We start from the raw sequence: 21,888 nt of genomic DNA, 5'->3' as shown, positions 1-21,888 counted from the left end.
GTCGAAGGCTCTAGAGGATCGCCGGCACCGGCACAATTTCATGAGCCGGCACCACGGCAATGCCCTCACTGCATGCCTGGCCACGCTTTTCCGCCCCGCAGCCCTTCAATCCGGCCAGATCGCTGTTGATCGCACCACCTGAGTCGAATTTCCGATTGATCCCGTGTCCAATCCTGCCGAGATTGCCCGCTTTCATGGGAGGTTGACTGAATGTCTCTGCGTCTTCGTTCGAAGTTTACCGCCGCCGGCCTCGCCCTCGGCGCCGTCGCGCTGGCGGCCGGCATCGCCGTTGCCCAGGCCCCGGCCTTCTTCCGCATCGGTACCGGCGGCACGGCCGGTACCTATTATCCGATCGGCGGCCTGATCGCGAACGCGATCTCGGCCCCGCCGCAGCTCGTCGCGACCGCCGTCGCCAGCAACGGCTCGGTCGCCAATGTCAACGCCATCGTCGGCGGCGCGGCCGAGTCGGGCTTCGTCCAGGCCGACGTCGCTTTCTGGGCCTATTCCGGCACGGGCGTCTACGAGGGCAAGCCGAAGGTCGCGGAACTGCGCTCGATCGCCAATCTCTACCCCGAGAGCGTCCATCTCGTCGTTCGCAAGGCCTCGAACGTGAAGAGCGTCGCTGATCTCAAGGGCAAGAAGGTCTCGCTCGACGAGCCGGGCTCCGGCACGCTGCTCAACGCCAAGGCGATCCTCGCCGCCTTCGGCGTCACCGAGAAGGATATCTCGGCCGAATACCTCAAGCCGAACCAGGCGGCCGAGAAGATGAAGGACGGCTCGGTCGATGCCTTCTTCTTCACCGGCGGCTTCCCGGCGGCGGCGATCTCCGAGCTCGCCTCGACCGGCTCGGGCATCGACATTCTGCCGATCACCGGCGCCCCGGCCGAGAAGCTCGCCAAGGACTCGCCCTTCTTCGCCGCCGACGAGATCCCGGCCGGCACTTACAAGGATGTCGGCGCGGTGAAGACCGTCGCGGTCGGCGCCCACTGGGTCACCTCCTCGAAGATCTCGGCCGACACCGTCTATGCCGTGACCAAGGGCCTGTGGAGCGACAAGGCTCGCGCGGCGCTCGATGCCGGCCATGCCAAGGGCAAGGTGATCCGCAAGGAGACCGCGCTCTCCGGCCTGCAGGGCGTGCCGCTGCATCCGGGCGCCGAGAAGTTCTACAAGGAAGCCGGCCTGCTGAAGTAAGGCGCGCGAACCACCGCCCGTGCTCTCTCTCCCGGATGGGAGAGGGCTGGGGTGAGGGCCTGCCGTTGCCGATCTGTGCAACGTCTCCGTCCTCGTCCTTTTCTTTGCCGTTCTTCCCTCACCCCTGCCCCTCTCCCACCCGGGAGAGGGGTTCTCCGTCGAGTGTCCCATGGCCCATCAGCCCTCCGCCGCCGAACTCGCCAAGCTCGAGGAAGAACTCGATCCGGAAATGCAGTTCCGCAAGGTGCCGCATGGCACCGCGCTGCTGATCGGCGGCCTGCTACTCGCACTGTCGGCCTTCCACTACTACACCGCCGGCTTCGGCCTGATGCGCGAGACCACGCATCGCGGCATCCATCTCGCCTTCGTGCTGGGCCTGATCTTCCTCGTCTTCGCCGCGCGCAAGAGCGAGGCCGGCACCGTTTATCCCTCGACCGTGTTCCGCCCTGGCGGCGTGCCGCTCTATGACTGGGTCTTCGCGGTCGCGGTCGCCGTCGCCAGCCTTTACGTGCCCTGGATCTTCGAGGACCTCGTCTTCCGCGTCGGAAACCCGTCGCCGCTCGACGTGACGATGGGCACGATCACCATCGTCCTGATGATCGAGGCGACGCGCCGCGCCATCGGCTGGGGCCTGCCGCTGATCGCGCTCTTCGCCATCGTCTACGCGCTCTTCGGCAACTGGTTCCCCGGCATCTTCCTGCATCCGGGCTCGACATGGTCGAACCTCGTCAACCATCTCTACCTGACCAGCCAGGGCGTCTACGGCGTCGCGCTCGGCGTGGTCGCGACCTATGTCTTCCATTTCGTGCTGTTCGGCGTGCTGGCGACGCGCATCGGCCTCGGCCGCCTCTTCCTCGGCGTCGCCGCGGCGGTGGCCGGCCGCTTCGCCGGCGGCCCGGCCAAGGTCTCGATCTTCGGCTCGGCCCTGTTCGGGATGATCTCGGGCTCCTCCGTGGCGAACACCGTCACGGTCGGCTCGCTCACCATCCCGATGATGATCCGCCTCGGCTACCAGCGCCATTTCGCGGCAGCGGTTGAATCCACCGCCGCGACCGGCGGCCAGATCACCCCGCCGATCATGGGCGCCGCCGCCTTCCTGATGGTCGAGTTCCTCAACCTGCCCTACGCGACCATCGTCATCGCCGCGATCGTGCCGGCCTTCATGCATTTCTTCGGCGTGCTGATGCAGGTGCATTTCGAGGCGCGCCGCACCGGCATGGGCGGCATGACCGATGCCGACGCACCAAAGCTTCGCGAGGTCTTCGCCCGCGACTGGCCGACCATCGCCCCGCTTTTCGCGCTGATCGTCGTGCTCTTCACCGGCTACACGCCCTATCTCGCCGCCTTCTGGGGCATCACCGGCTGCATGCTGGTCGGCCTCGCGCATTACCGCGCGCCAGCGGCCCTGGCGCTGGCTCTGGCCATCGGCGTCGCGGCCCCGACCGAACTGCTGCGCGTTCCCGGCGTCAACGCGGCGCTGGTCATCGCCGCCTTCGCAGTCATGGCGCATGGCGTGCTTCTGCGCTCGACCGAGGGCCGCAGGCGCGTCAACGACATGGTCGATGCCTTCGTGCTCGGCGCGAAATACGCCATCGGCGTCGGCGCCGCGGCAGCGACCGTCGGCATCATCGTCGGCGTGGTCACGCTGACCGGCGTCGGCTTCAAGATCTCCTGGATCGTGACCTCGCTCGCCGATCAATGGGCCAAGGGCCTGATCGATCTCGTCCCGTTCCTGCCCTTCGACATCAAGAGCGCGACGCTGTTCTTCACGCTGCTGCTGACCGGCATGGTCTGCATCCTGCTCGGCTGCGGCGTGCCGACCACGGCGAACTACATCATCATGGTGACGGTGGCTGCGCCCGCGCTCGGCATGCTCGGCGTCAACCCGCTCGTCGCCCATTTCTTCGTGTTCTATTACGGCGTCCTCGCCGACATCACGCCGCCGGTGGCGATCGCCGCCTATGCCGGCGCGAGCATGGCCGGTGCCGACCCGTTCAAGACCGGCAACACGGCCTTCCGGCTCGCGCTCGGCAAGGTGCTGGTGCCCTTCGTCTTCGTGTTCTCGCCCTCCATGCTGATCATGGCGCCGGGCTTCACCTGGACGGAGTTCCTCGGCTCGACCGCAGCCTGCCTCGCCAGCATCACCCTGCTTTCGGGCGCCTTCTCGGCCTGGCTGCTGGCGCCGCTGGTTATGTGGGAGCGTCTCGTTCTTGCCGTCGCCGCCCTGCCGATGATCCTGGCCACGCCCTATTCGATCATGGCCGGCCTCATTATCGGCGCGCCCGTCCTGCTCAGGCAGATCATCGCGCGCAGGGCGGCGCCCGCCCCGGCCTGAGCCGGGGCGGGCTGACGCCTCACGCCACCTTGTCGAGCGGGTAGAGCGGCCGGCGCACCCGGCGATAGGGCAGCTTGCTGAGATCGGGCGTGCAGAGCGCCCCGCTGTCGCAGACGATCACCTTGCCGGCGATTGGCTCGAAAGCGGCACGGAAATGCTGCATCGACTTCAAACCGACGACGCGCTTCGCCGCCGGATCGATGCCAAAGGCGCGGAACTGCTGCAGGTCGTTCATCTGGGAGCGGATGGTGGTGACGAGGATCTCGATATCGCCGACGCGCAGCACGGCGCAGGGTCCCCAGCTCGCCTGCAAGCCGCCGATCATCGGGCCATCGCCGGTATAGTCGCCGTCGCTGACGCTGACGAGCGTGCCGGTGAGTGCGAGCGGCCCGCCGCCGATCTCGGGATCGACCTTGCCACCGAGCCTGACTGAAACCGTCGAACCCGGCTTGCCCTTGCGCAATTCGGCCGCGACCTCCGGATCGACCATCGGGCCGAAGCACGCGTTCTTGAGGTCGGCTTCGATCATGCCCTCGAGCAGGCCGGTCGCATCGCCATAGCCTCCGCCGCCGGGATTGTCTGAGTAGTCGGCGATGATCAGCGGCCCCTTCGTCACGACATACGACTTTGCCTCAGCGACCGCATCCTCGACGGACAGGAAGGGCGTAATCACGTCGAAGCGGCGCTGCCACATGTCCTCGACCATCGCCTCGGCGAAGGCCTGGTGCTTCTCGCGCTCGCCCTCGCAGGTGACGAGCACGGTCGGCCCAACCTCCTTGATATCGGCATTGCCGAAGCCACCATTGACGCTGACGGCGAAGACGCCGGCCTCCTTCTCATAGGCTCTGGCCTTGGCGATGCGCTCGACCATCGGGCCGATATCGGTGCGCCCGCCATTGACCTCCTCCAGCATCGGCCGCTCGGCGCGCAGCGTCACCGGCCTGATCTCCCCCTTCATCGTCCGCTGCAGGACGCCGGCGGCGAGCTTGCCGATCTCGCGCATGTCGACATGCGGATAGGTCTTGTAGGAGACGACGATATCGGCGAGGTCGGTCATCTTGCGGGTGACATTGGCATGGGGGTCGAGCGTGACGCCGATCGGCACGTCGGGCCCGAGCACGGCGCGGACCCGCTCCAGCAGCTCGCCCTCGCCATCCTCGCAGAATTCCGTGACCATGGCGCCGTGCAGGCCGAGCAGCACGCCGTCGATCTTGCCGGCATGGGCCTTCGCCGCCTCGACGATGACGCCGGCGATCCGGTCGAAGGCGTCGCGCGTCACCGGGCCGGAAGGCTGGGCGGCAGCGCTGATCGCATGGATCACCGTCCACCCCGCGGGCCGGCCTATATCGAGGAAGCCGGCGATCGGCGTGTTGGCCTCGGCCCGCGCGGCGATGGCATCGCCGCCCAGCTTGATGCCGCGATCGGTGAAGGCGGCGTAATCGGCCGGGCAGCGGCTGAAGGTGTTGCTCTCATGCGAGAACTCGGCGGTCAGGACGGTGAAGCTCATGGCGTTCCTCTGGCTGTTGTCGCGCGTTATTGGTGGACGTCAGCCGTCCCGCAGCGGGCGGCGGATATCGAGCGCCTCGATCAGCGCATCGCCGAAGACGTTGATGGCGATGACGGCCGTGGCGATGACGAGGCCGGGGAAGATGATGATCCAGGGCGCGATGAAGATCTGCGCCGTGCCGGAGCTCATCATCGCCCCCCAGCTCGGGACAGGCGGCTGCGCACCCAGCCCGAAGAAGCCGAGCGTCGCTTCCAGCACGATCGCATCGCCCGTCGCCAGCATCCCGGCGACGATGACCGGCGTCATCGCGTTGGGCAGGAGATGCAGGAAGAGTACGCGCCCCGGCCTTGCCCCCGCCGTCACCGCCGCATCGACGAAGAGTTCGCCTTTCAGCGCCATCACCTGCGCCCGCGTCAGGCGGGTGAACTGCGCGAGATAGGCGATGGCGATGGCAATCGCCGTCGAATGGAGTCCGGGGCCGAGGATCGCGATCAGGATCAGCGCCAGCAGGATTTCCGGGAAGGACCATGTCAGGTCGACGAAGACGGTGACGATCTTGTCGAAGACGCCGCCGAAATACCCAGCGGCGGCGCCGAGCGTCGCGCCCATCAGCACCGACAGCGCGATCGAGAGCACGCTGACGCTGAGCGAGGTCCGCGCGCCCTGGATGATGCGTGAGAGCAGGTCTCGCCCGAACTCGTCGGTGCCGAGCCAATGCGCGGCCGAGGGCGGCGTGTTGGCCATGGAAAGCTTCTGCGCGGCATAGTCGTAAGGCGCGATCCAGGGCGCGAAGATCGCGCAAAGCACGAGTGCGAGCAGGAACAGCGCGCAGGTGGCGCCGCGCGGCGAGCGGAGGATGCGGCCGGCGAGGGATTTGCGGCTCATCTTGCACCCATGGCTTCACGCAACCGCGGATCGAGCGCCGCCTGGGCGAGATCGCCGATCAGCGTGCCCAACATCACCGCGATCGCCAGCATCAGCAGGCAGCCCTGAACCAGCGGATAATCGCGCTGGCCCAGACCCGTGATCAGCAGGGAGCCGAGCCCCGGCCTGGCAAAGACATATTCGACCGTGACCGCGCCGCCGAGAATCCAGCCGATGCGCAGGCCCAGAATGGTCATCACCGGCAGCATCGCCTGCTGCAGGATATGGCGAAGCTGGATGCGCCAGAACGGCACGCCCTTGGCCTGCAGCACCCGCACGAAATCACGGCTCGCGATCTCGACCATCGCGGCGCGGGTGACGCGGGCGATCAGGGCCGTGCCACCGATGCCGATGGTCAGCGCCGGCAACACCAGCGCATCCCATGTCCGGGCGCCCGAGACCGGGAACCACTCGAACTGCACGGCGAACATCAGGATCATCAGCAGCGCCAGCCAGAAGCTCGGCAGCGTCGACCCCAGCAGGATGAACCCCATCACCGCCCGGTCGAACAGGCTGTCACGGAAGGAGGCCGCGAGCACGCCGGTGACGATCCCGACCACCGTCGAGAAGATCAGCGCCGTGCCGCCAAGCGCGAGGCTATGCGGCATGTTCTCGGCGATGAGCTGCGAAACCGGCTGGCGCATCACGATCGCATCGCCGAAGTCGCCGGTGACGACCTTGGCGAGCCAGCGCCCGTACTGGACCAGCAGCGGCTGGTCCAGCCCGTAACGCGCGATCATCTGCGCCCGCTGCTCGGGCGAGGAGCCGACCTGGATCAGATGCTCCAGCGGGTCACCCGGCACGAGGTGGATGATCATGAAGATCACCAGCGAGACGGCGAGGAAGACCGGCACCAGCATGGCGAGGCGCCGGATCGCGAAGCGCAGCAAGGATCGATCTCCTGCGTGAGTTCGTCCCGGCTCAGTTGGCCGGCGCGATGTCGATCATCGACTGGCTGGAGAAGCCGATGCCGCGGATCTTCTCGGGCATCACGACGCGCTTGCCATAAGCCAGGCTCTGCACCGGCTGATAGATCGGCGCGAACGGGTACTGCGACAGCACGTACTCGTGGTACTTCGTGAAATTCGCGACGCGCTCGTCCCAGGTCTTCGACTTGTTCATGGCGATGTCGTTGAGCTTCTCCGCCTCGGGATCGTTGAACATCGAGACATTGGGGTAGCCCGCGCGCTTGGCTGCGAAGAACCAGTCGACGATATCGGCATTGGTCCACTGATAGGCGCGCACCGCGAGCTGGTGCTCGGTCTTCTTGCGGTACTGCGCATTGATCGAGCCGGCATCGATGATGCTGATATCGGCCTGCATGCCGACGGCCTTGAGCTGCGCCTGCACGATCTCGGCGAGGCGCTTGAACTCGGTGCCGTTCTGGGCCCAGAGCTTCACCTCGAGGCGCTTGCCGTCCTTGACGCGGATGCCGTCGGCGCCCGGCTTCCAGCCGGCCGCGTCAAACACCTTCTTCGAGCGCTCGGGATCGTAGGCGATCTTGTATTTGGGATCGACCTGCGACTCCTTGAGCGAGGAGATCAGGAAGGTGTCGGCCGTCTCGCCATTGCCGCCATAGAGGCTGGTCAGGATTTCCTTCTGGTTGACGGCAAAGGCAGTCGCCTCGCGCACCTTGATGTCGGTGAACGGCTCGACGCTGGTGTTGATCGGCATATAGACCACCTCGTTGCCGGGGATGGTTACGAGCTTCACGGCCTTGTCCGCCTGGATTCGCGGCAGGAAGTCGGTGGGCACGTTGACGAGCACGTCGGCGCCGCCGGTCTTGAGCTCCAGATAGGCGGTCGATTCCTCGCCGATCTCGCGGAAGGTCAGCTTCCTGAACTTGGCCGGTCCCTGGTTCTTCGACAGGGCGGAGGCCGACTTGTAGTCGTCGTTGCGCACGAGCACGGTCTGCTGGCCGACCGTGAACTGCTGCATCTTGTAGGGGCCGGTACCGATCGCCTCGATCACGCCGAACTTGTCGCCCAGCGCCTCGTAGGATTTCGGCTCGGGCACACACATGAACGAGCTGGCGAGGTTGAACAGCAGGTTCGGGTCGGGATGCTTCATGTGGAAGCGCACGGTGAGGTCGTCGACCACCTCGACCTTCTCGATCGCCTCGACGGTGAAGGCGTTCTCGGTGCCCTTGAACTGCGGTACCCACCATTCGATCGTCTTGGCGTTGAACGGCTCGCCATTGTGGAACTTCACGCCGGGCTTCAGCTTGAACGTCCAGAGCTTGCCATCCGGGCTCGACTCCCAGGAGGTCGCGAGCTGGCCGTGGAAGCTCTGGTCGGCATCCTGCACCACCAGCCGGTCGTAGATCAGCGTCGTCGCCGTGTTGAGCTTCGTCGCCTTGATCGGGTTATAGGTCGGCGCGCCGACGAGGCGCGCGGTCATCACGAACGTGGCCTCCTGCGCCAGCGCCGTGGTGGCAGCGAGCGCCGACAGGCCCAGCGCCAGAATGCTCCCCTTCATCATCGTCTTCATCCCGCTTCCCCTTTTGTTTCGAGATGTTGCGAAAGGCTGTGATCGCGGCCGTCAGCCGAGCGGACCCGAACTGTCCCCGACATGGCCAGTGAAGCGGCCGTAGAGCTCGGCCATCCGGTTCAGGCGCGCCTCGACCTGCGGTCCGAGCTCGACGAAGACCGCGTTGATCAGCAGGTTGCTCAGGCTCGCCATCTGGGCGGTCGAGTCCCAGAACAGGTTGAACTCGGTCGAGACGACCAGCATCTCGTCGACGAGCCCCTGCCCCCAGTCGCAGAAGGAATCGGTGATGAGCGTGGTCTTGATGCCCGCCGCCTTCGCCTGCTCGGCCAGTACCTTGGCCATGCGCGAATAGCGCCTCGCCTCGAAGATCACGAGACAGCGCTCGGTCTCGGCCGAGAGCAGCAGATCCGAGAAATTCCCCGCCGCGAGATCGGCCAGATGCACGCCATCGCGCAGGTACTGGAGCTGGTTGGCGAGGTACTGCGCGAGGCCGCGCTCGGTCTGGAAACCGGTGACATAGACGGAGGACGCCGTCGCCAGCCGGCGGGCGACGCGCTTCCATTCCTCGCTCTGGGCAAGCTCGTAGATGCGCACGAGCCCGGCGATCTCCAGTTGGAGGCTGCGCGCCAGTTGATCGTCGCCGGCGAGGCTGCGCTGCTGGAAATCGCGCAGGCGGTCGCTGATCAGCCAGGGCCTGTCGCCGATCTCCTCGGCGAGATTGGCCTTGAGGTCCTTGAGGCTCTTGTAGCCGAGCGTCCGGCAGAAGCGCCCGACGGTCGGCTCGCTGAGCGAAACCTTCTCGGCCAGGCTCGCCGCCGTCTCGAAGGGCAGGCTCGGCATCTGCGCCAGCATATAGCTCGCCAACGCCTTGTCGGCCCTGGAGCCGTTGGCGAGGCAAGCCTGCAATCTCTGGCGAAGCGTCTGCGACATCGGAACTCCCGCGCTTCCAGAGATCAAGAAATTTTTCTTTCACAGTGTCAAACAGTTTTTATTTTCTTGCAAAAATAACGCGGTTGAGGCTCGGTTCCGCTCCGCGTATTTCCGGAGAGACGGAGAGGATTCCAGCGACGATGGCGACTGCGACTGAACAGGCCGATGTGATCGTGCTCGGCGCTGGCATCGTCGGCGTCAGCGTGGCGCTGCATCTGCAGGAGCGCGGCCGGCGCGTGCTGCTCGTCGATCGCGGCGAGCCGGGTGCGGAAACCAGCCATGGCAATGCCGGGCTGATCGAGCGCTCCTCCGTCGTGCCCTATGCCTTCCCGCGCGATCTCGCGACGTTGGCCAGCCTCGCCTCGAACCGCTCGATCGCCGTCCGCTATCGCCCGGCAGCCTTGCTGCGGATGGCGCCGTGGCTCGCGCGCTACTGGTGGAACTCTGCCCCGAACCGGCTCGACAGGCTCGGCCGCGCCATCCTGCCGCTGATCGAGCGCTGCATCGAGGAGCACCGGCGCTGGACGCAAGCCGCCGGCACCGAGGCCCTGATGCGTGGCGAAGGCTGGATCGAACTTTATCGGACGCGGCGAGGCCTCGACGTCGCGACGCAAGGGGCGGCCGAACTTGCCGCCTACGGCCTCACCTATGACCTGCTCGACGAGGACGCACTGCGTCGCCTGGAGCCCGGCCTGCTCGCCGGCAGCGTTTCGGGCGCCGTGCATTGGCGTGATCCCGTCACCGTCAGCGACCCCGGCGCGGTGACACGCGCCTATGCCGCGCTCTTCGTCGCGCGCGGCGGCCTGCTGAAACCGGCCGATGCTGCGAGCCTCCAGCACCGGGACGGGGAATGGCGCCTGTCCGCCGATGGCTCGGAATGGCGAGCCCCCGAGGCCGTCGTCGCGCTCGGTCCATGGTCGAACGATCTCGTCGAGCGTTTCGGCTACCGATTCCCGATCGGGTTCAAGCGCGGCTACCACATGCATTACGAAAGCGTCGCCGAGACGACGCCGCAGCATCCGCTCTGCGATGCCCAGGCCGGATTCGTGCTGACCGCGATGCAGCGCGGCATCCGCCTGACCACGGGGATCGAGCTCGCGGGCCGCGACGAGCCCTCCGATTCCTGGCAGCTCGACCAGGCCGAGCGTATCGCGCGCCAGATCGTGCCGCTGGGGCGCCGCCTCGATGCCGAGCCCTGGCGTGGCGCCCGCCCCTGCCTGCCCGACATGCTGCCGATCATCGGCCAGGCCCCGCGCCATCGCGGCCTGTGGTTCGCCTTCGGCCACGCCCATCACGGCTTCACGCTGGGCCCTGCGACCGGCCGCCTGCTCGCGGAGATGATGACCGGCGCGCCGACGCTATGCGACCCTGCGCCCTTCGCAGCCGAGCGCTTCCTGCCCCAGGCCCGTGTCGCCTGAACCGGCCGACGTCGCCATTCGCGTCCACAGCCTTCATTCGAGGCGTTTCCGCAACGGAGACGCAATAACTCCTCGCTAACGATGATCTGCGAACGATTTGGCTCATGCAGCAGCCCGAAGCGACCGGGCGTGCCGCGACGATGGATTGAGCGATGAAGAGCCTGACGATACGCCGCCGCATCCTGATCAGCTTCGCCGCGATCCTCGCGGTGATGTCCGCCATGGCGGGCGCGAGCTATCTCTGGTTCCTCCAGACCGAGCGGGAAGTGATCGAGGTCGAGACCAAGACCGTTCCTGCTCTCTATTACAGCGCGCAGCTGATGGTGGTCTGGGCGGATAGCAACCAGTTCGCCCGTGAACTAGGACGGGCAGACACCACGGCAGAGGTCAGCCAGGCCGCCGATGCGATCCTTGCCAACCGGGCAAGGCTACGCGAGCTGCTCAAATCCTATGAGCGCACGGTCGACTCGGAGACGGATCGGCGCAACCACGCGGCTGCCTCGCAACTCATCGAACAATTCGCGGCGGCGGAGGATGCGATCTTGGCCGCCGGCAAGCAGGCGGCAGCGAAGGGAGAAGCCTTCGACCAGTCCGCCGTCGTCAAGCGCGATCTCGAACCGCTCGGCGTGAAGGTCCGCAGCACGCTCCGCGGGATGGTCGATTTCAACAAGGCCGAGGCCGACGAATCGACCCGCCAGATCGTCACGATCGTCCGCTCGGCGGAGCTTGGCCTGATCATCTGCTTCGCGATCGCGGTCGTTCTTGCGGTCCTCTGCGGCTACCTGCTGTTCCGGGCTGTCACGGTGCCGCTCGGCAAGCTGCTCGGCATCGTCGATCACATGCGGCAAGGCGATTTCAGCGAGCGCCTGACGCTCGCGCGACGCGACGAGTTCAGCACACTCGCCGACGGCGTCAACGCCATGGCCGACGATCTCGCCGGGCTGATCGGCCAGGTCCAGAAATCGAGCATCCAGGTCAACACCTCGATCACCGAGGTCGCCGCGACCTCGAAGGAGCAGCAGGCGACGGCCAACGAGATCGCCGCCACCACGACCGAGATCGGCGCGACCGCCAAGGAAATCTCCGCCACCTCCAATGAGCTCGCCCATACGATGGACGAGGTCTCGGCCGTCGCCGAGCAGACCGCGACGCTCGCCAATGGCGGACAGGCCGGGCTCGCGCGCATGGAAAGCACGATGCGGCAGGTGATGGAGGCCGCTGGCGCCATCAACGCCAAGCTCGCGATCCTCAGCGAGAAGGCCGGCAACATCAATCAGGTCGTCACCACCATCACCAAGGTCGCCGACCAGACCAACCTGCTCTCGCTCAACGCCGCGATCGAGGCCGAGAAGGCCGGGCAATATGGCCGCGGTTTCGCCGTGGTCGCGACCGAGATCCGACGCCTCGCCGACCAGACCGCCGTCTCGACCTACGACATCGAGCAGATGGTCAAGGATATCCAGTCGGCCGTCGCGGCCGGCGTGATGGGCATGGACAAGTTCTCGGAGGAGGTCCGCCGCGGCATGCAGGAAGTGCAGCAGGTCGGCGGCCAGCTCTCGGAGATCATCGAGCAGGTCCAGGGGCTGGTGCCTCGCTTCGAAGGCGCGAACGAAGGCATGCAGGCACAGGCGACCGGCGCAGGCCAGATCAGCGAGGCGCTCTCCCAGCTCAGCGAGGCCGCGCAGCAGACGGTCGAATCCCTGCAGCAATCGACGCTGGCCATCGACGAGCTCAACCAGGTGTCGAGCGGGCTGCGCAACTCGATCTCGCGCTTCAAGCTGCGCGCCTGACAAGACAAGGCGGAACGGAACCGCGCGATGCTGTTTCTGATGTTCCAGTTGGGGCAGGACCGCTACGTGCTCGATACCGGGCAGGTCGAGGCCGTGCTGCCGCTGCTCGCGACCAAGCAACTCCCCGGCGCACCGGCGGGCGTGGCCGGCGCGATCAATTATCGCGGCCGGCCCGTGCCCGTGGTCGATCTCGCCTTGCTGGCGCTCGGGCGCCCGGCCGAGCCGCGCCTGAGCACCCGCATCATCCTGCTGCGCTATCCATCTGACCTGGGCCGCGACGATCTTCTCGGCCTGCTGGTCGAGCAGGCCGTCGAGACCATCGAGCGCGATGCCGCCGATTTCGCCGCGTCCGGCGTCGAGGCCGGCATGCCGCCCTATCTCGGCCCGGTCGCGAGCGACGAGCGCGGGCTGGTCCAATGGGTCCGGGGCGAGGCCCTGCTCACGCCCGAAATCCGCGACATCCTGTTCCGTCAGCAAGCGGCGGAGCCGTGATGGACGAGACCGCTCCGATCCGGGATTTCGAGAAGCTGCTCCGGGAAACCATCGGCCTGAGCATGGAGACCGTCGGCGCCTCCGTGATCCGCCATGCCCTGAAGCGGCGGATGACGGCCTGCGCCATCTCCGATCTCCACGCCTACTGGGCTTTCGTCACGTCGAGCCCGGCCGAGCGGCAGGAGCTGGTCGATGCCGTCATCGTCCCCGAGACCTGGTTCTTCCGCGATCGCGAGGCCTTCGGCGCGATGATCCGGCATCTGCGCGAGAACCGCGCGATCGGCCGTCCACTGAAGCTGCTCAGCCTGCCTTGCTCGACCGGCGAGGAGCCCTATTCCATCGCCATGGCCCTGCTTGATGCCGGCTTCCCGGATGGCAGCTTCCAGATCGACGCGATCGATGTCAGCAGCCGCAACCTCGTCCATGCCGAGCGCGCGATCTACGGCAAGAACTCCTTCCGCGGCGCCGACATCGCCTTTCGCGACCGCTATTTCGAGGCTGCGGAAGGCGGCTTCAGGCCGCACGGCATCGTCCGCCGGCATGTCCGCTTCCGCCTCGGCAACGTCCTCGCCACGGCGACGCAAGCCGGGCAGGAAACCTATGATGTCGCCTTCTGCCGGAACCTGCTGATCTATTTCGATCGCGAAACGCAGGGAACGGCCCTGACCCGGCTCCGGCAGATGCTGGCCGATGACGGCCTGCTGCTGGTCGGTCCGGCCGAATCCGGGCTGCCGGTGCTATGCGGTTTCGCTTCGGTGCGCTTCCCCCGCGCTTTCGCCTTCGTGAAGGCAGCAGCCGCACGCGTGAAGCCGACCGAGCCGCCCGTCGCGCGAAAGCCGAGACCAGCCGCGGTGAAGGCAGCCCCCTTGCCGCAGGCGCCCAAACCGGCGCCTCGCCCCTTTGCGCAGAAGGCTGCTACCGTCCAGACATCCGCCCCTTCGCCCGACCAGGCAGCCGCCAGCCTGACCGAGATCGAGCGCGCGGCCGATGCCGGACGCCTGACCGAAGTGAGCGCAGCGGCCGAACGCCATATCGCCGACTTCGGCCCTTCGCCCGATGCGTTCTACTGGCTGGGACTGGCTCATGACGCCGCCGATGCGGTCGAGGATGCCATGCGCAACTACCGCAAGGCGCTCTATCTGGCGCCTGACCACCAGCGAGCCCTTGCCCAGCTCCGGGCGCTCCAGCAGCGGCAAGGCGACCATGGCGCCGCCAAGGCCCTCGCTGACCGGCTCGACCGGCTGGCCAAGCGGAGCGGCACCTGATGTCCGCCGCCCCCCCCCGATGACGACCGAAGGCATCGACGAGTGCTGGCGCGAGATCGGCGTCAGCGGCGACCGTTCCTGTCCGGAGCTGGAGGAACAGCTCCACTGCCGCAACTGCCCGACCCATGCGCAGATCGCCCGCAAGCTGCTCGACCGCCCCCTGCCGCCGGGCTATCGCGACGAATGGACACGGCATTTCGCGGGGCGCGAGGAGAAGGCGCCCGAAGGCGAGGAGATCGACAGCGTCCTGATCTTCCGCATCGGCGAGGAATGGCTCGGCCTGCCGGCCGCGATCTGCCGCGAGATCGCCGAACCACGTCCCGTCCATTCCCTGCCTCATCGCCGCAGCGAGGCCGTGCGCGGCATCGTCAACGTTCGCGGCGAATTGCTGATCTGCGTTTCGCTACAGGCCCTGCTCGGCATCGGCGGTGCAGTCATCTCTCGTGGCGCGGAGCGGATCGCCGTCTTCCCGCGCTTGGTCGTCACCGGCGAAGAGGCCCGTCACGTCGCCTTCGAGGTCGACGAGGTCCACGGACTCCACACCTACCGCGCCCATGAGCGCAGCGCGGTTCCGGCAACGGTCGGCCGCTCGGCGGCAAGCGTCGTCGCGGCGATGATTCCGTGGGAGGGCCGCGCGGTTGGCTGCCTCGATGCAGGCCGCCTGCTCGACCTGATCGACCGGAGCATCGCATGAGCGGCGAGGATCTCAGCGACCTCTCCATGCTCGAGCTGTTCCGAGCGGAGCTCGCGGCACAGTCGCAGGCCTTCACGACCGGCCTGCTCGCCCTCGAGCGCGACCCGACCGCCGCGGTTCATCTCGAAGCCTGCATGCGCGCGGCCCATTCCTTGAAAGGCGCCGCCCGCATCATCGATCTCACACCGGCCGTGCAGGTCGCGCACGAGATGGAGGAATGCCTCGTCGCTGCGCAGCACGGCAAGCTCCGGCTGAACCAACGGCATATCGACGCGCTGCTGGCGGGGCTGGACCTCCTTGCGGCGATCGCAGCCGGAGCGGAGGAGCCCGAAGCGCAAACAAGGAGCAGGATCGAGACCTTCGCGCAGGTCCTGCGACAGGCCTCCGATGAAGCGGAGGCGCCCACGCCGAGTGCAGCTCAGGGCGTTTCAGCTCCCGCGGACAAAGCCCCGGCCACCGAAGCGGCCGCTCCCCCGGCGCCTGTCCTTTCTGACACGCCAGCCTCGACAGGGGATGGCGCGGCCGGCGAACGCATGGTCAGGGTCACGGCCGACAGCCTGAACCGCCTGCTCGGCCTCGCCGGCGAGTCGCTGATGTCGGCGCGCCGGCTGCGGCCGTTCAATGACGGCTTGCTGCGGCTGCGGCGCGTGCAGGCAGAGCTCGCCAAAAGCTTCGAGGACCTGCGCGCCGCCATGCCGGCCGAGACCGATGATCGCGCCGCCCAGGCGCTCGCCACCGCGCAGCTCAAGCTGGCCGAAGGCCAGGCGCTCCTCGCCCAGCGCCTCGACGAGATGGACACGGTCGACCGACACGCCACCGATCTCGCCAACCGGCTCTATGACGAGACGCTCGCGAGCCGCATGCGCCCCTTCGAAGACGGCGTCCGGCATTTTCAGCGCAATGTCCGCGATATCGGCCGGGCGCTCGGCAAGACCGTGCGCCTCGATATCGTCGGCGGCGCCACCAGCATCGACCGCGACATCCTCGACCAGCTCGACGCGCCCCTCGGCCACCTCCTGCGCAATGCCGTCGATCACGGCATCGAAGCGCCCGAGCAGCGTCGTGCCAACGGCAAACCGGCCGAGGGCCTGGTGCGGCTCGAAGCCCGGCACAATGCCGGCCTGCTCCAGATCATCGTCTCGGACGATGGCGGCGGCATCGATCTCGAAGCGCTCCGGCAGGCGACGCTCGCGCGCGGCCTGACCACGGCCGAGACGGTCTGGGACCTCAGCGAGGAGGAACTGCTCGAGTTCCTCTTCCTGCCTGGCTTCTCGATGAAGGCGACGGTCAGCGATATCTCGGGCCGTGGCGTCGGCCTCGATGCCGTGCAGGCCATGGTCCGGCAGGTGCGCGGCCAGGTCACCATCGCCTCGGAGCCCGGCATCGGCACGCGCTTCCAGCTGCAATTGCCTCTGACGCTCTCGGTGATCCGTGCGCTGCTGGTCGAGATCGACGGCGAGCCCTATGCCTTGCCACTGACCGCGATCGCCCGCGCCTTGCGCTTGCCGCGCGACAAGATCGAACTGCTCGAAGGCCGCCCGCATTTCCGCCATGACGAGCAGCAGGTCGGGCTCGTCACCGCCCATGAGATTCTCGGCCGGGGCGAAGCGGTAGCGGACGGGTCGGAGTTGGCGACGGTCGTCGTCGGCGAGGGCGACAATCTCTATGCGCTCGTGGTCGATCGCTTCCTCGGCGAGCGCGAGCTGGTCGTCCGGCCGCTCGATCCCCGTCTCGCCAAGGTCAAGGATGTCAGCGCCGCCGCCCTGATGGACGATGGCTCGCCGGTCCTGATCCTCGATGTCGAGGACCTGATCCGCTCGATGGAGAAGCTGGTCTCGGGCGGGCGTCTCAGGTCTCTGGAGCGCAGCGTCACGCGCGCAGGGCAGAAGCGGCGCAAGCGCATCCTCGTCGTCGACGATTCGCTGACGGTGCGCGAACTGGAACGCAAGCTGCTCGACCATCGCGGCTTCGAGGTCGAGGTCGCGGTCGACGGCATGGACGGCTGGAACGCGGTGCGTTCCGACAGCTTCGATCTCGTCGTCACCGATGTCGACATGCCCCGCATGGACGGCATCGAGCTCGTGACGCTGATCAAGCGCGACCCCGGCCTGCGCAACCTGCCGGTGATGATCGTCTCCTACAAGGATCGCGAGGAGGACCGCCGCCGCGGGCTCGATGCCGGCGCGGATTACTATTTGACCAAGGGGAGCTTCCACGACGAAACTTTGATCCATGCGGTCGTCGACCTGATCGGCGAGCCATGAATCAGGGCATGCGCTGTGGGGGCGTTTCATGAGAGTCGGGCTGGTCAATGACCTGCCGATGGCGGTCGAACTGTTGCGGCGCGTCATCGTTTCCACGGCGGAACACGAGGTCGCCTGGATCGCCATGAACGGCCGCGAGGCCGTCGAGGCCTGCCGGCGCGACCGGCCCGACCTGATCCTGATGGACCTCAACATGCCGGAGATGGACGGCGTCGAGGCGACGCGCCGGATCATGGCCGAGACGCCCTGCCCGATCCTGCTGGTCACCGCCAGCGTCGATGCCAATATCTCCGGCGTCTACGAGGCGATGGGCCATGGCGCGCTCGACGCGGTCGACATCCCCAGCGTCGGCCTGACCGGCCACTCCTCGGCGCAAACCGCGGCGCTGCTCGCGCGCATCACGACGATCGGCCGGCTCTCGCGCAGCCTGCCCCCGACGCCCCGCAGCCAGCGCCGGCCGCCGACTCCCACGTCTCCTTCGCAACGCCTCGTCGCCATCGGCGCGTCCGCAGGCGGCCCTGCGGCCGTCGCGACATTGCTGGGCGGGTTGCCGCCCGAATTCCCGGCCGCGATCATCCTCGTGCAGCATCTCGACGAGCAGTTCGTGCCGGGTTTCGCCAGCTGGCTCAGCCAGCATTGCCGCCTGCCCGTCCGCCCGGCCCGCGATGGTGACAGGCCGGAGCGCGGTGCGGTGCTGATCGCGGCCAGCGCCGATCACCTCATCTTCAAGGCAAGCGGAGAGCTCAGCTACCGGGCCGAGCCGCGCGACTATCCCTACCGCCCGTCGGTGGACGTGTTCTTCGAAAGCGTGGCCGAGCGCTGGCAGGGCGACCCGGTCGGCGTCCTGTTGACGGGCATGGGCCGTGACGGCGCCCGTGGACTGAAGCTCCTGCGCGACAGGCAGTGTTTGACGATAGCGCAAGACAAGGCCACAAGCGCGGTTTACGGGATGCCCAAGGCTGCCGCTGCGATCGGCGCGGCCGCGGAGATTCTGCCGCTGGCCGCGATCGCCCCTCGCCTGACCGAGGCGTGCGCTCCGTCGTCCTGATGAAGGTTGCCCCATGACAGGCGAAACGAAATCTTCCCTGCCTGATGTCCCGGCGCCGGCCGACAGCTATCTGTCCATGGTCCTGCTGGTCGATGACCAGGTCATGGTCTGCGAGGCGGTTCGGCGTGCGCTCGCCCATCACGGCGATGTCGATTTCCACTACTGCACCGACCCGCTGGAGGCGATCACGGTCGCCCAGCGCGTCAAGCCCACCGTCATCCTGCAGGATCTCGTGATGCCCGGCGTCGACGGGCTCGATCTCGTCCGGCAATACCGCAAGCATCCGGCGCTGCATGCCGTGCCCGTCATCGTGCTCTCGACCAAGGAAGACCCGGCGACGAAGAGCGAAGCCTTCCAGGCCGGCGCGAACGATTATCTCGTCAAGCTGCCCGACAAGATCGAGCTGATCGCACGGGTGCGCTACCACACCCGTGCCTATCTCGATCATCTCCAGCGCGACGAGGCCTATCGCGCCTTGCGCGAGAGCCAGCGCGAGTTGATGCGCGCCAATCTGGAGCTGGAGCGCCTGACCCGGATCGACGGCCTGACCGGCCTCGGCAATCGCCGTTATTTCGACGAGTACCTCGCAGCCGAATGGAGGCGCTGCCAGCGCACCCAGAGCCCGCTCTCGGTGCTGATGATCGATGTCGATCATTTCAAGCGCTACAACGACGCCTACGGCCATCTCGCCGGCGACGACGTGCTGAAGCAGATCGCGCGCGTCATCCAGGACGGCTCCACCCGCTCGACCGACCTGGCCGCCCGCTTCGGCGGTGAGGAATTCGTGGTCATCCTGACCGGCGTGCCGCAGGAAGGGGCGATCCATGTCGCCGACCGGCTGGTGCAGGGCGTGCGCAACCTCAACATCGCGCATGGCGCCGACCGCGTGACGATCAGCGTCGGCGTAGCCACCGCCTGGCCGGATGGCGAAAGCGAACCGGCCCGGCTGGTCAATGCCGCCGACCTCGCCCTGTTCCGCGCCAAGAACGAGGGCCGCAACCGGCTCGTCTCGGCGGAGTTGCCGCCGAACCGCTGACGGTCCCGGAGCCGGCCGATGGCAAGCATAGGCAATATCTATTTGCCTGCGCCGCCTCTCGCCTGAAATCCTGAGCTGGACGGTTCGCCTGCGATCGCGGTGCCGAACCCGTCGCTTCATCGCCCCGCAGCAGCTCCCGCCCCGCCCGGCGGAGAGGAGACCCGTCATGCCCAGCCTCGACACGGCCCGTATCGACATCGAGCGCTTCTGGACCACGATCGAGCGCTCGGCCGAGATCGGCCCCGGCCGGCCGGGCGGCCTCTCCCGTCTCGCCCTCTCCGATGCAGACAAGGAGGTGCGCGACACCTTCGTCGGCTGGTGCCGCGAGGCAGGCCTCACCGTGCGCGTCGACGGCATCGGCAACATCTTCGCCCGCCGCGCCGGCAGCGATGACAGCCTGCCGCCGGTGGTGATGGGCAGCCATCTCGACACGCAGATCAATGGCGGCCGCTTCGACGGCATCGCCGGCGTGCTCGGCGGGCTCGAAGTCTGCCGCACCCTCGACGCACTCGGCCACCGCACGCGCCGGCCGATCGAGATCGTCAACTGGACCAACGAGGAAGGCGCGCGCTTCTCGCCGCCGATGGTCGGCTCCGGCTGCTTCGTCGGCGCCTATACGCTCGACTGGGCGCTGGGGCGCACCGACGAGGAGGGCCGCACGATCGGCCAGGAGCTGGAGCGGATCGGCTATCGCGGCGAGATGGAAGCGGCGCCGCATGCCTTCGACGCCTATGTCGAGTTCCATATCGAGCAGGGCTATTATCTCGACCGCGACGGCATGCAGGTCGGCGTCGTCACCGGCGGCTTCCCGAGCACGGGCATGCTCGTCGAGTTCAAGGGCGAGACCGCCCATACCGGCCCCTGGCCGATGGAGCGCCGCCGCAACGCCTTGCTCGCCGGCGCCCGCCTCTTGGTCGAGACCGACGAGATCGGCTGGGCCTATGCCGCCGGCGGCGGTAAGGCGACCGCGGCGCGCCTCGCCGCCTGGCCGAACAAGCCGGGCATCCTCTCCGACTGGGCGCAGGCCGTCTGCGACGTGCGCCATCCCGATCCCGAAACCTCCGAGGTCATGGCCGAGCGTGTCCGCCGCGCCGTCGGCGAATCCGCCGCCCGCGCCGGCTGCACCGCCGAGATCCTCGATATCTGGAAATGGGGCGGCAGGATCTTCGCGCAGGAGCTGATCGACAGCGTGCGTCAGACCTCGCTGGCCTTGGGCTACCGCACGCAGGACATCCTCAGCCAGGCTGGGCACGACGCCTATTTCGTCGCGCGCCATGCCCCGACGACGATGATCTTCGCGCCCTGCAAGGGCGGCATCACCCATAACAATGCCGAGCTTTGCACGAAGGACGACCTCGAACCCGGCCTCAACGTGCTGCTTCACACCGTCATGGCGCGGGCGGATCGCTGAGCAGAATCGCAGCAGTCTCGGCCGCCGGCTCCTCCTCGGTCGCGCTGAGCCGCTGCTCGAACAGTCGCAGGAAGGCTTCTTCCGCGGCGCTGAGCTGCATGGCCGGGTTGGAGATGAAATAGAGGTCGGCGCCGAGCAGGTCCTCGGGCCGCGCGAGGTTCCACAAGGAGCGGCTCTCCAGCGCCTCGGCCACCGAGGCCAGCGGCAGGATGCCGATGCCGAGCCCGGCGGCGATCATCCTTGTAACCTCCTCGAGATTGGGGCTGGAGCCGACGACCCGGCTGCCGAGCCCCGCCCCTTCCCGGACCGAGACCATCGGCTCCAGCGCTCCGTCCTGCCCGCAGGCGAGCGCGACGAAGGGCTCGTCGCGCAGTTCCGCCAATGGCACATCCGAGAGCCCGAAGAGCGGATGCCCGCGCCCGCACAGGATGCCGAACTCCTCGCGCAATAGCGGCCGGCAGTCGAGCCCGGCCAACGGCTTGGCGAGCAAGCAGAAGCCGAACGGGCTGAGCTTCTGCGAGACCGCGCGGACGATGTCCTGGCTGTTGGCGACGTCGATGCGCACGCTGACGCCGGGGTGCTTGCGATTGAGCAGCGTCAGCGTCCGGTCGAGCGGCGGCAGCACGACATGGGTCACGACGAGCAGTCGCACCAGCCCGGTCAGGTCGTCATGATCCTCCGACAGCCGGTCGCCGATGCGCGCCACGCTGCGGTAGATGTCGACGCATTCCTTGTAGAGCAGCTCGCCGCGCTTGGTCAGGACGAAGCGGCGGCTGTCGCGCTGGATAAGCTGGCCGCCCAGCGTCTCTTCCAGCCGCTGCAGGGCCGCGCTCACCGTCGGCTGGCGCACGAGCAGACGGTCGGCCGCCCGCGTGATGCTGCGTTCCTCGACGATGACGAGGAAGGTATGCAGCAGGTTCCAGTTGAGATGGTGCAGCTTCGGCTTCGTTCCGCTCAAGCGAGCCTCTCCCCGTTCGGTCGTCCCTGCCCCTTATGCAAACCCGCTGCCGTGGCAAGCCTATGCTTAGCATAGGAACTGTCTATTGGACCCGGTTTCGCGGCTTCCGTAGGTTCGGCAGAACGCGACATCCTC

The 21,888-nt window shown here is 67.4% G+C and carries 18 protein-coding genes; 11 read left to right on the top strand and 7 right to left on the bottom strand.

All coding sequences use genetic code 11. From position 1 onward, the window contains the following. Positions 1–10: 10 nt before the first annotated feature. Positions 11–196, bottom strand: coding sequence for a hypothetical protein (locus NUV79_RS02605; RefSeq protein ID WP_257731511.1), 186 nt, complete (start codon positions 194–196; stop codon positions 11–13). A gap of 14 nt (positions 197–210) precedes the next feature. Between NUV79_RS02605 and NUV79_RS02600 the strand changes: the two genes are divergently transcribed. Both NUV79_RS02600 and NUV79_RS02595 read left to right on the top strand, forming a co-directional pair. Next, entirely contained in the window at positions 211–1,191 is a 981-nt protein-coding gene (locus NUV79_RS02600; RefSeq protein ID WP_257731510.1) for a TAXI family TRAP transporter solute-binding subunit, read from the top strand. Positions 1,192–1,360: 169 nt separating this feature from the next. Then, entirely contained in the window at positions 1,361–3,526 is a 2,166-nt protein-coding gene (locus NUV79_RS02595) for a TRAP transporter permease (RefSeq protein ID WP_257731509.1), read from the top strand. Positions 3,527–3,545: 19 nt separating this feature from the next. On the opposite strand, the gene NUV79_RS02590 is transcribed toward NUV79_RS02595, so the two are convergent. Genes NUV79_RS02590 through NUV79_RS02570 form a run of 5 tightly spaced genes read right to left on the bottom strand, consistent with a single transcriptional unit; the run spans position 3,546 to position 9,377 of the window. Next, complete coding sequence (locus NUV79_RS02590) at positions 3,546–5,033, bottom strand: M81 family metallopeptidase (RefSeq protein WP_257731508.1); 1,488 nt, start codon at positions 5,031–5,033, stop codon at positions 3,546–3,548. A gap of 39 nt (positions 5,034–5,072) precedes the next feature. Continuing rightward, on the bottom strand, positions 5,073–5,918 hold the full coding sequence (locus NUV79_RS02585; protein WP_257731507.1) for an ABC transporter permease: 846 nt from the start codon (positions 5,916–5,918) through the stop codon (positions 5,073–5,075). Continuing rightward, the gene (locus NUV79_RS02580) at positions 5,915–6,847 is read right to left on the bottom strand and encodes an ABC transporter permease (RefSeq protein ID WP_257731506.1); all 933 of its coding nucleotides are present in this window, start codon (positions 6,845–6,847) and stop codon (positions 5,915–5,917) included. The genes NUV79_RS02585 and NUV79_RS02580 overlap by 4 nt, the downstream gene beginning before the upstream one ends. Positions 6,848–6,878: 31 nt before the next feature. Next, positions 6,879–8,447: an ABC transporter substrate-binding protein gene (locus NUV79_RS02575; protein ID WP_257731505.1), complete on the bottom strand. Its 1,569-nt coding sequence runs from the start codon at positions 8,445–8,447 to the stop codon at positions 6,879–6,881. A gap of 51 nt (positions 8,448–8,498) precedes the next feature. Further along, the gene (locus NUV79_RS02570; RefSeq protein ID WP_257731504.1) at positions 8,499–9,377 is read right to left on the bottom strand and encodes a MurR/RpiR family transcriptional regulator; all 879 of its coding nucleotides are present in this window, start codon (positions 9,375–9,377) and stop codon (positions 8,499–8,501) included. A gap of 140 nt (positions 9,378–9,517) precedes the next feature. Between NUV79_RS02570 and NUV79_RS02565 the strand changes: the two genes are divergently transcribed. From NUV79_RS02565 to NUV79_RS02525, 9 genes are all read left to right on the top strand, one after another. After that, entirely contained in the window at positions 9,518–10,795 is a 1,278-nt protein-coding gene (locus NUV79_RS02565; protein ID WP_257731503.1) for an NAD(P)/FAD-dependent oxidoreductase, read from the top strand. Positions 10,796–10,947: 152 nt separating this feature from the next. Next, entirely contained in the window at positions 10,948–12,585 is a 1,638-nt protein-coding gene (locus tag NUV79_RS02560; protein ID WP_257731502.1) for a methyl-accepting chemotaxis protein, read from the top strand. A gap of 27 nt (positions 12,586–12,612) precedes the next feature. Then, a complete protein-coding gene (locus NUV79_RS02555; protein ID WP_257731501.1) occupies positions 12,613–13,077 on the top strand; it encodes a chemotaxis protein CheW in 465 nt (154 codons plus the stop codon). Further along, positions 13,077–14,342, top strand: coding sequence for a CheR family methyltransferase (locus tag NUV79_RS02550; RefSeq protein WP_257731500.1), 1,266 nt, complete (start codon positions 13,077–13,079; stop codon positions 14,340–14,342). The genes NUV79_RS02555 and NUV79_RS02550 overlap by 1 nt, the downstream gene beginning before the upstream one ends. Before the next feature lie 19 nt (positions 14,343–14,361). Then, positions 14,362–15,036, top strand: coding sequence for a chemotaxis protein CheW (locus NUV79_RS02545; RefSeq protein ID WP_257731499.1), 675 nt, complete (start codon positions 14,362–14,364; stop codon positions 15,034–15,036). Further along, a complete protein-coding gene (locus NUV79_RS02540) occupies positions 15,033–17,300 on the top strand; it encodes a hybrid sensor histidine kinase/response regulator (protein WP_257731498.1) in 2,268 nt (755 codons plus the stop codon). Before NUV79_RS02545 ends, NUV79_RS02540 begins: the two co-directional genes overlap by 4 nt. 28 nt (positions 17,301–17,328) lie before the next feature. Then, complete coding sequence (gene cheB, locus NUV79_RS02535; protein ID WP_257731497.1) at positions 17,329–18,348, top strand: chemotaxis response regulator protein-glutamate methylesterase; 1,020 nt, start codon at positions 17,329–17,331, stop codon at positions 18,346–18,348. A gap of 13 nt (positions 18,349–18,361) precedes the next feature. After that, positions 18,362–19,384 carry a response regulator gene (locus NUV79_RS02530; RefSeq protein WP_257731496.1) on the top strand — a complete coding sequence of 341 codons (1,023 nt, stop codon included), beginning with the start codon at positions 18,362–18,364 and terminating at the stop codon, positions 19,382–19,384. A gap of 166 nt (positions 19,385–19,550) precedes the next feature. Next, positions 19,551–20,795 (top strand): Zn-dependent hydrolase, encoded by a 1,245-nt coding sequence (locus tag NUV79_RS02525; RefSeq protein WP_257731495.1) that lies wholly within the window; start codon positions 19,551–19,553, stop codon positions 20,793–20,795. Here the strand turns inward: NUV79_RS02525 and NUV79_RS02520 are convergent. Then, positions 20,773–21,753 (bottom strand): LysR family transcriptional regulator, encoded by a 981-nt coding sequence (locus NUV79_RS02520; RefSeq protein ID WP_257731494.1) that lies wholly within the window; start codon positions 21,751–21,753, stop codon positions 20,773–20,775. The genes NUV79_RS02525 and NUV79_RS02520 overlap by 23 nt on opposite strands. Between the last annotated feature and the right edge of the window lie 135 nt (positions 21,754–21,888).

This window comes from Allobosea sp. 47.2.35 (assembly GCF_024655635.1).
Lineage (GTDB): Bacteria > Pseudomonadota > Alphaproteobacteria > Rhizobiales > Beijerinckiaceae > Allobosea.
The sequence above is the reverse complement of the archived record's forward strand: the minus strand, read 5'-3'. Positions and strand labels throughout refer to the sequence as shown.

Coding starts and splice junctions, on each gene's coding strand:
- NUV79_RS02525 (WP_257731495.1), top strand. CDS start 19,551: ATGCCCAGCCTCGACACGGCCCGTATCGACATCGAGCGCTTCTGGACC.
- NUV79_RS02595 (WP_257731509.1), top strand. CDS start 1,361: ATGGCCCATCAGCCCTCCGCCGCCGAACTCGCCAAGCTCGAGGAAGAA.
- NUV79_RS02530 (WP_257731496.1), top strand. CDS start 18,362: ATGACAGGCGAAACGAAATCTTCCCTGCCTGATGTCCCGGCGCCGGCC.
- NUV79_RS02545 (WP_257731499.1), top strand. CDS start 14,362: ATGACGACCGAAGGCATCGACGAGTGCTGGCGCGAGATCGGCGTCAGC.
- NUV79_RS02590 (WP_257731508.1), bottom strand. CDS start 5,033: ATGAGCTTCACCGTCCTGACCGCCGAGTTCTCGCATGAGAGCAACACC.
- NUV79_RS02540 (WP_257731498.1), top strand. CDS start 15,033: ATGAGCGGCGAGGATCTCAGCGACCTCTCCATGCTCGAGCTGTTCCGA.
- NUV79_RS02565 (WP_257731503.1), top strand. CDS start 9,518: ATGGCGACTGCGACTGAACAGGCCGATGTGATCGTGCTCGGCGCTGGC.
- NUV79_RS02560 (WP_257731502.1), top strand. CDS start 10,948: ATGAAGAGCCTGACGATACGCCGCCGCATCCTGATCAGCTTCGCCGCG.
- NUV79_RS02605 (WP_257731511.1), bottom strand. CDS start 196: ATGAAAGCGGGCAATCTCGGCAGGATTGGACACGGGATCAATCGGAAA.
- NUV79_RS02570 (WP_257731504.1), bottom strand. CDS start 9,377: ATGTCGCAGACGCTTCGCCAGAGATTGCAGGCTTGCCTCGCCAACGGC.
- NUV79_RS02555 (WP_257731501.1), top strand. CDS start 12,613: ATGCTGTTTCTGATGTTCCAGTTGGGGCAGGACCGCTACGTGCTCGAT.
- NUV79_RS02600 (WP_257731510.1), top strand. CDS start 211: ATGTCTCTGCGTCTTCGTTCGAAGTTTACCGCCGCCGGCCTCGCCCTC.
- NUV79_RS02550 (WP_257731500.1), top strand. CDS start 13,077: ATGGACGAGACCGCTCCGATCCGGGATTTCGAGAAGCTGCTCCGGGAA.
- cheB (WP_257731497.1), top strand. CDS start 17,329: ATGAGAGTCGGGCTGGTCAATGACCTGCCGATGGCGGTCGAACTGTTG.
- NUV79_RS02575 (WP_257731505.1), bottom strand. CDS start 8,447: ATGAAGACGATGATGAAGGGGAGCATTCTGGCGCTGGGCCTGTCGGCG.
- NUV79_RS02585 (WP_257731507.1), bottom strand. CDS start 5,918: ATGAGCCGCAAATCCCTCGCCGGCCGCATCCTCCGCTCGCCGCGCGGC.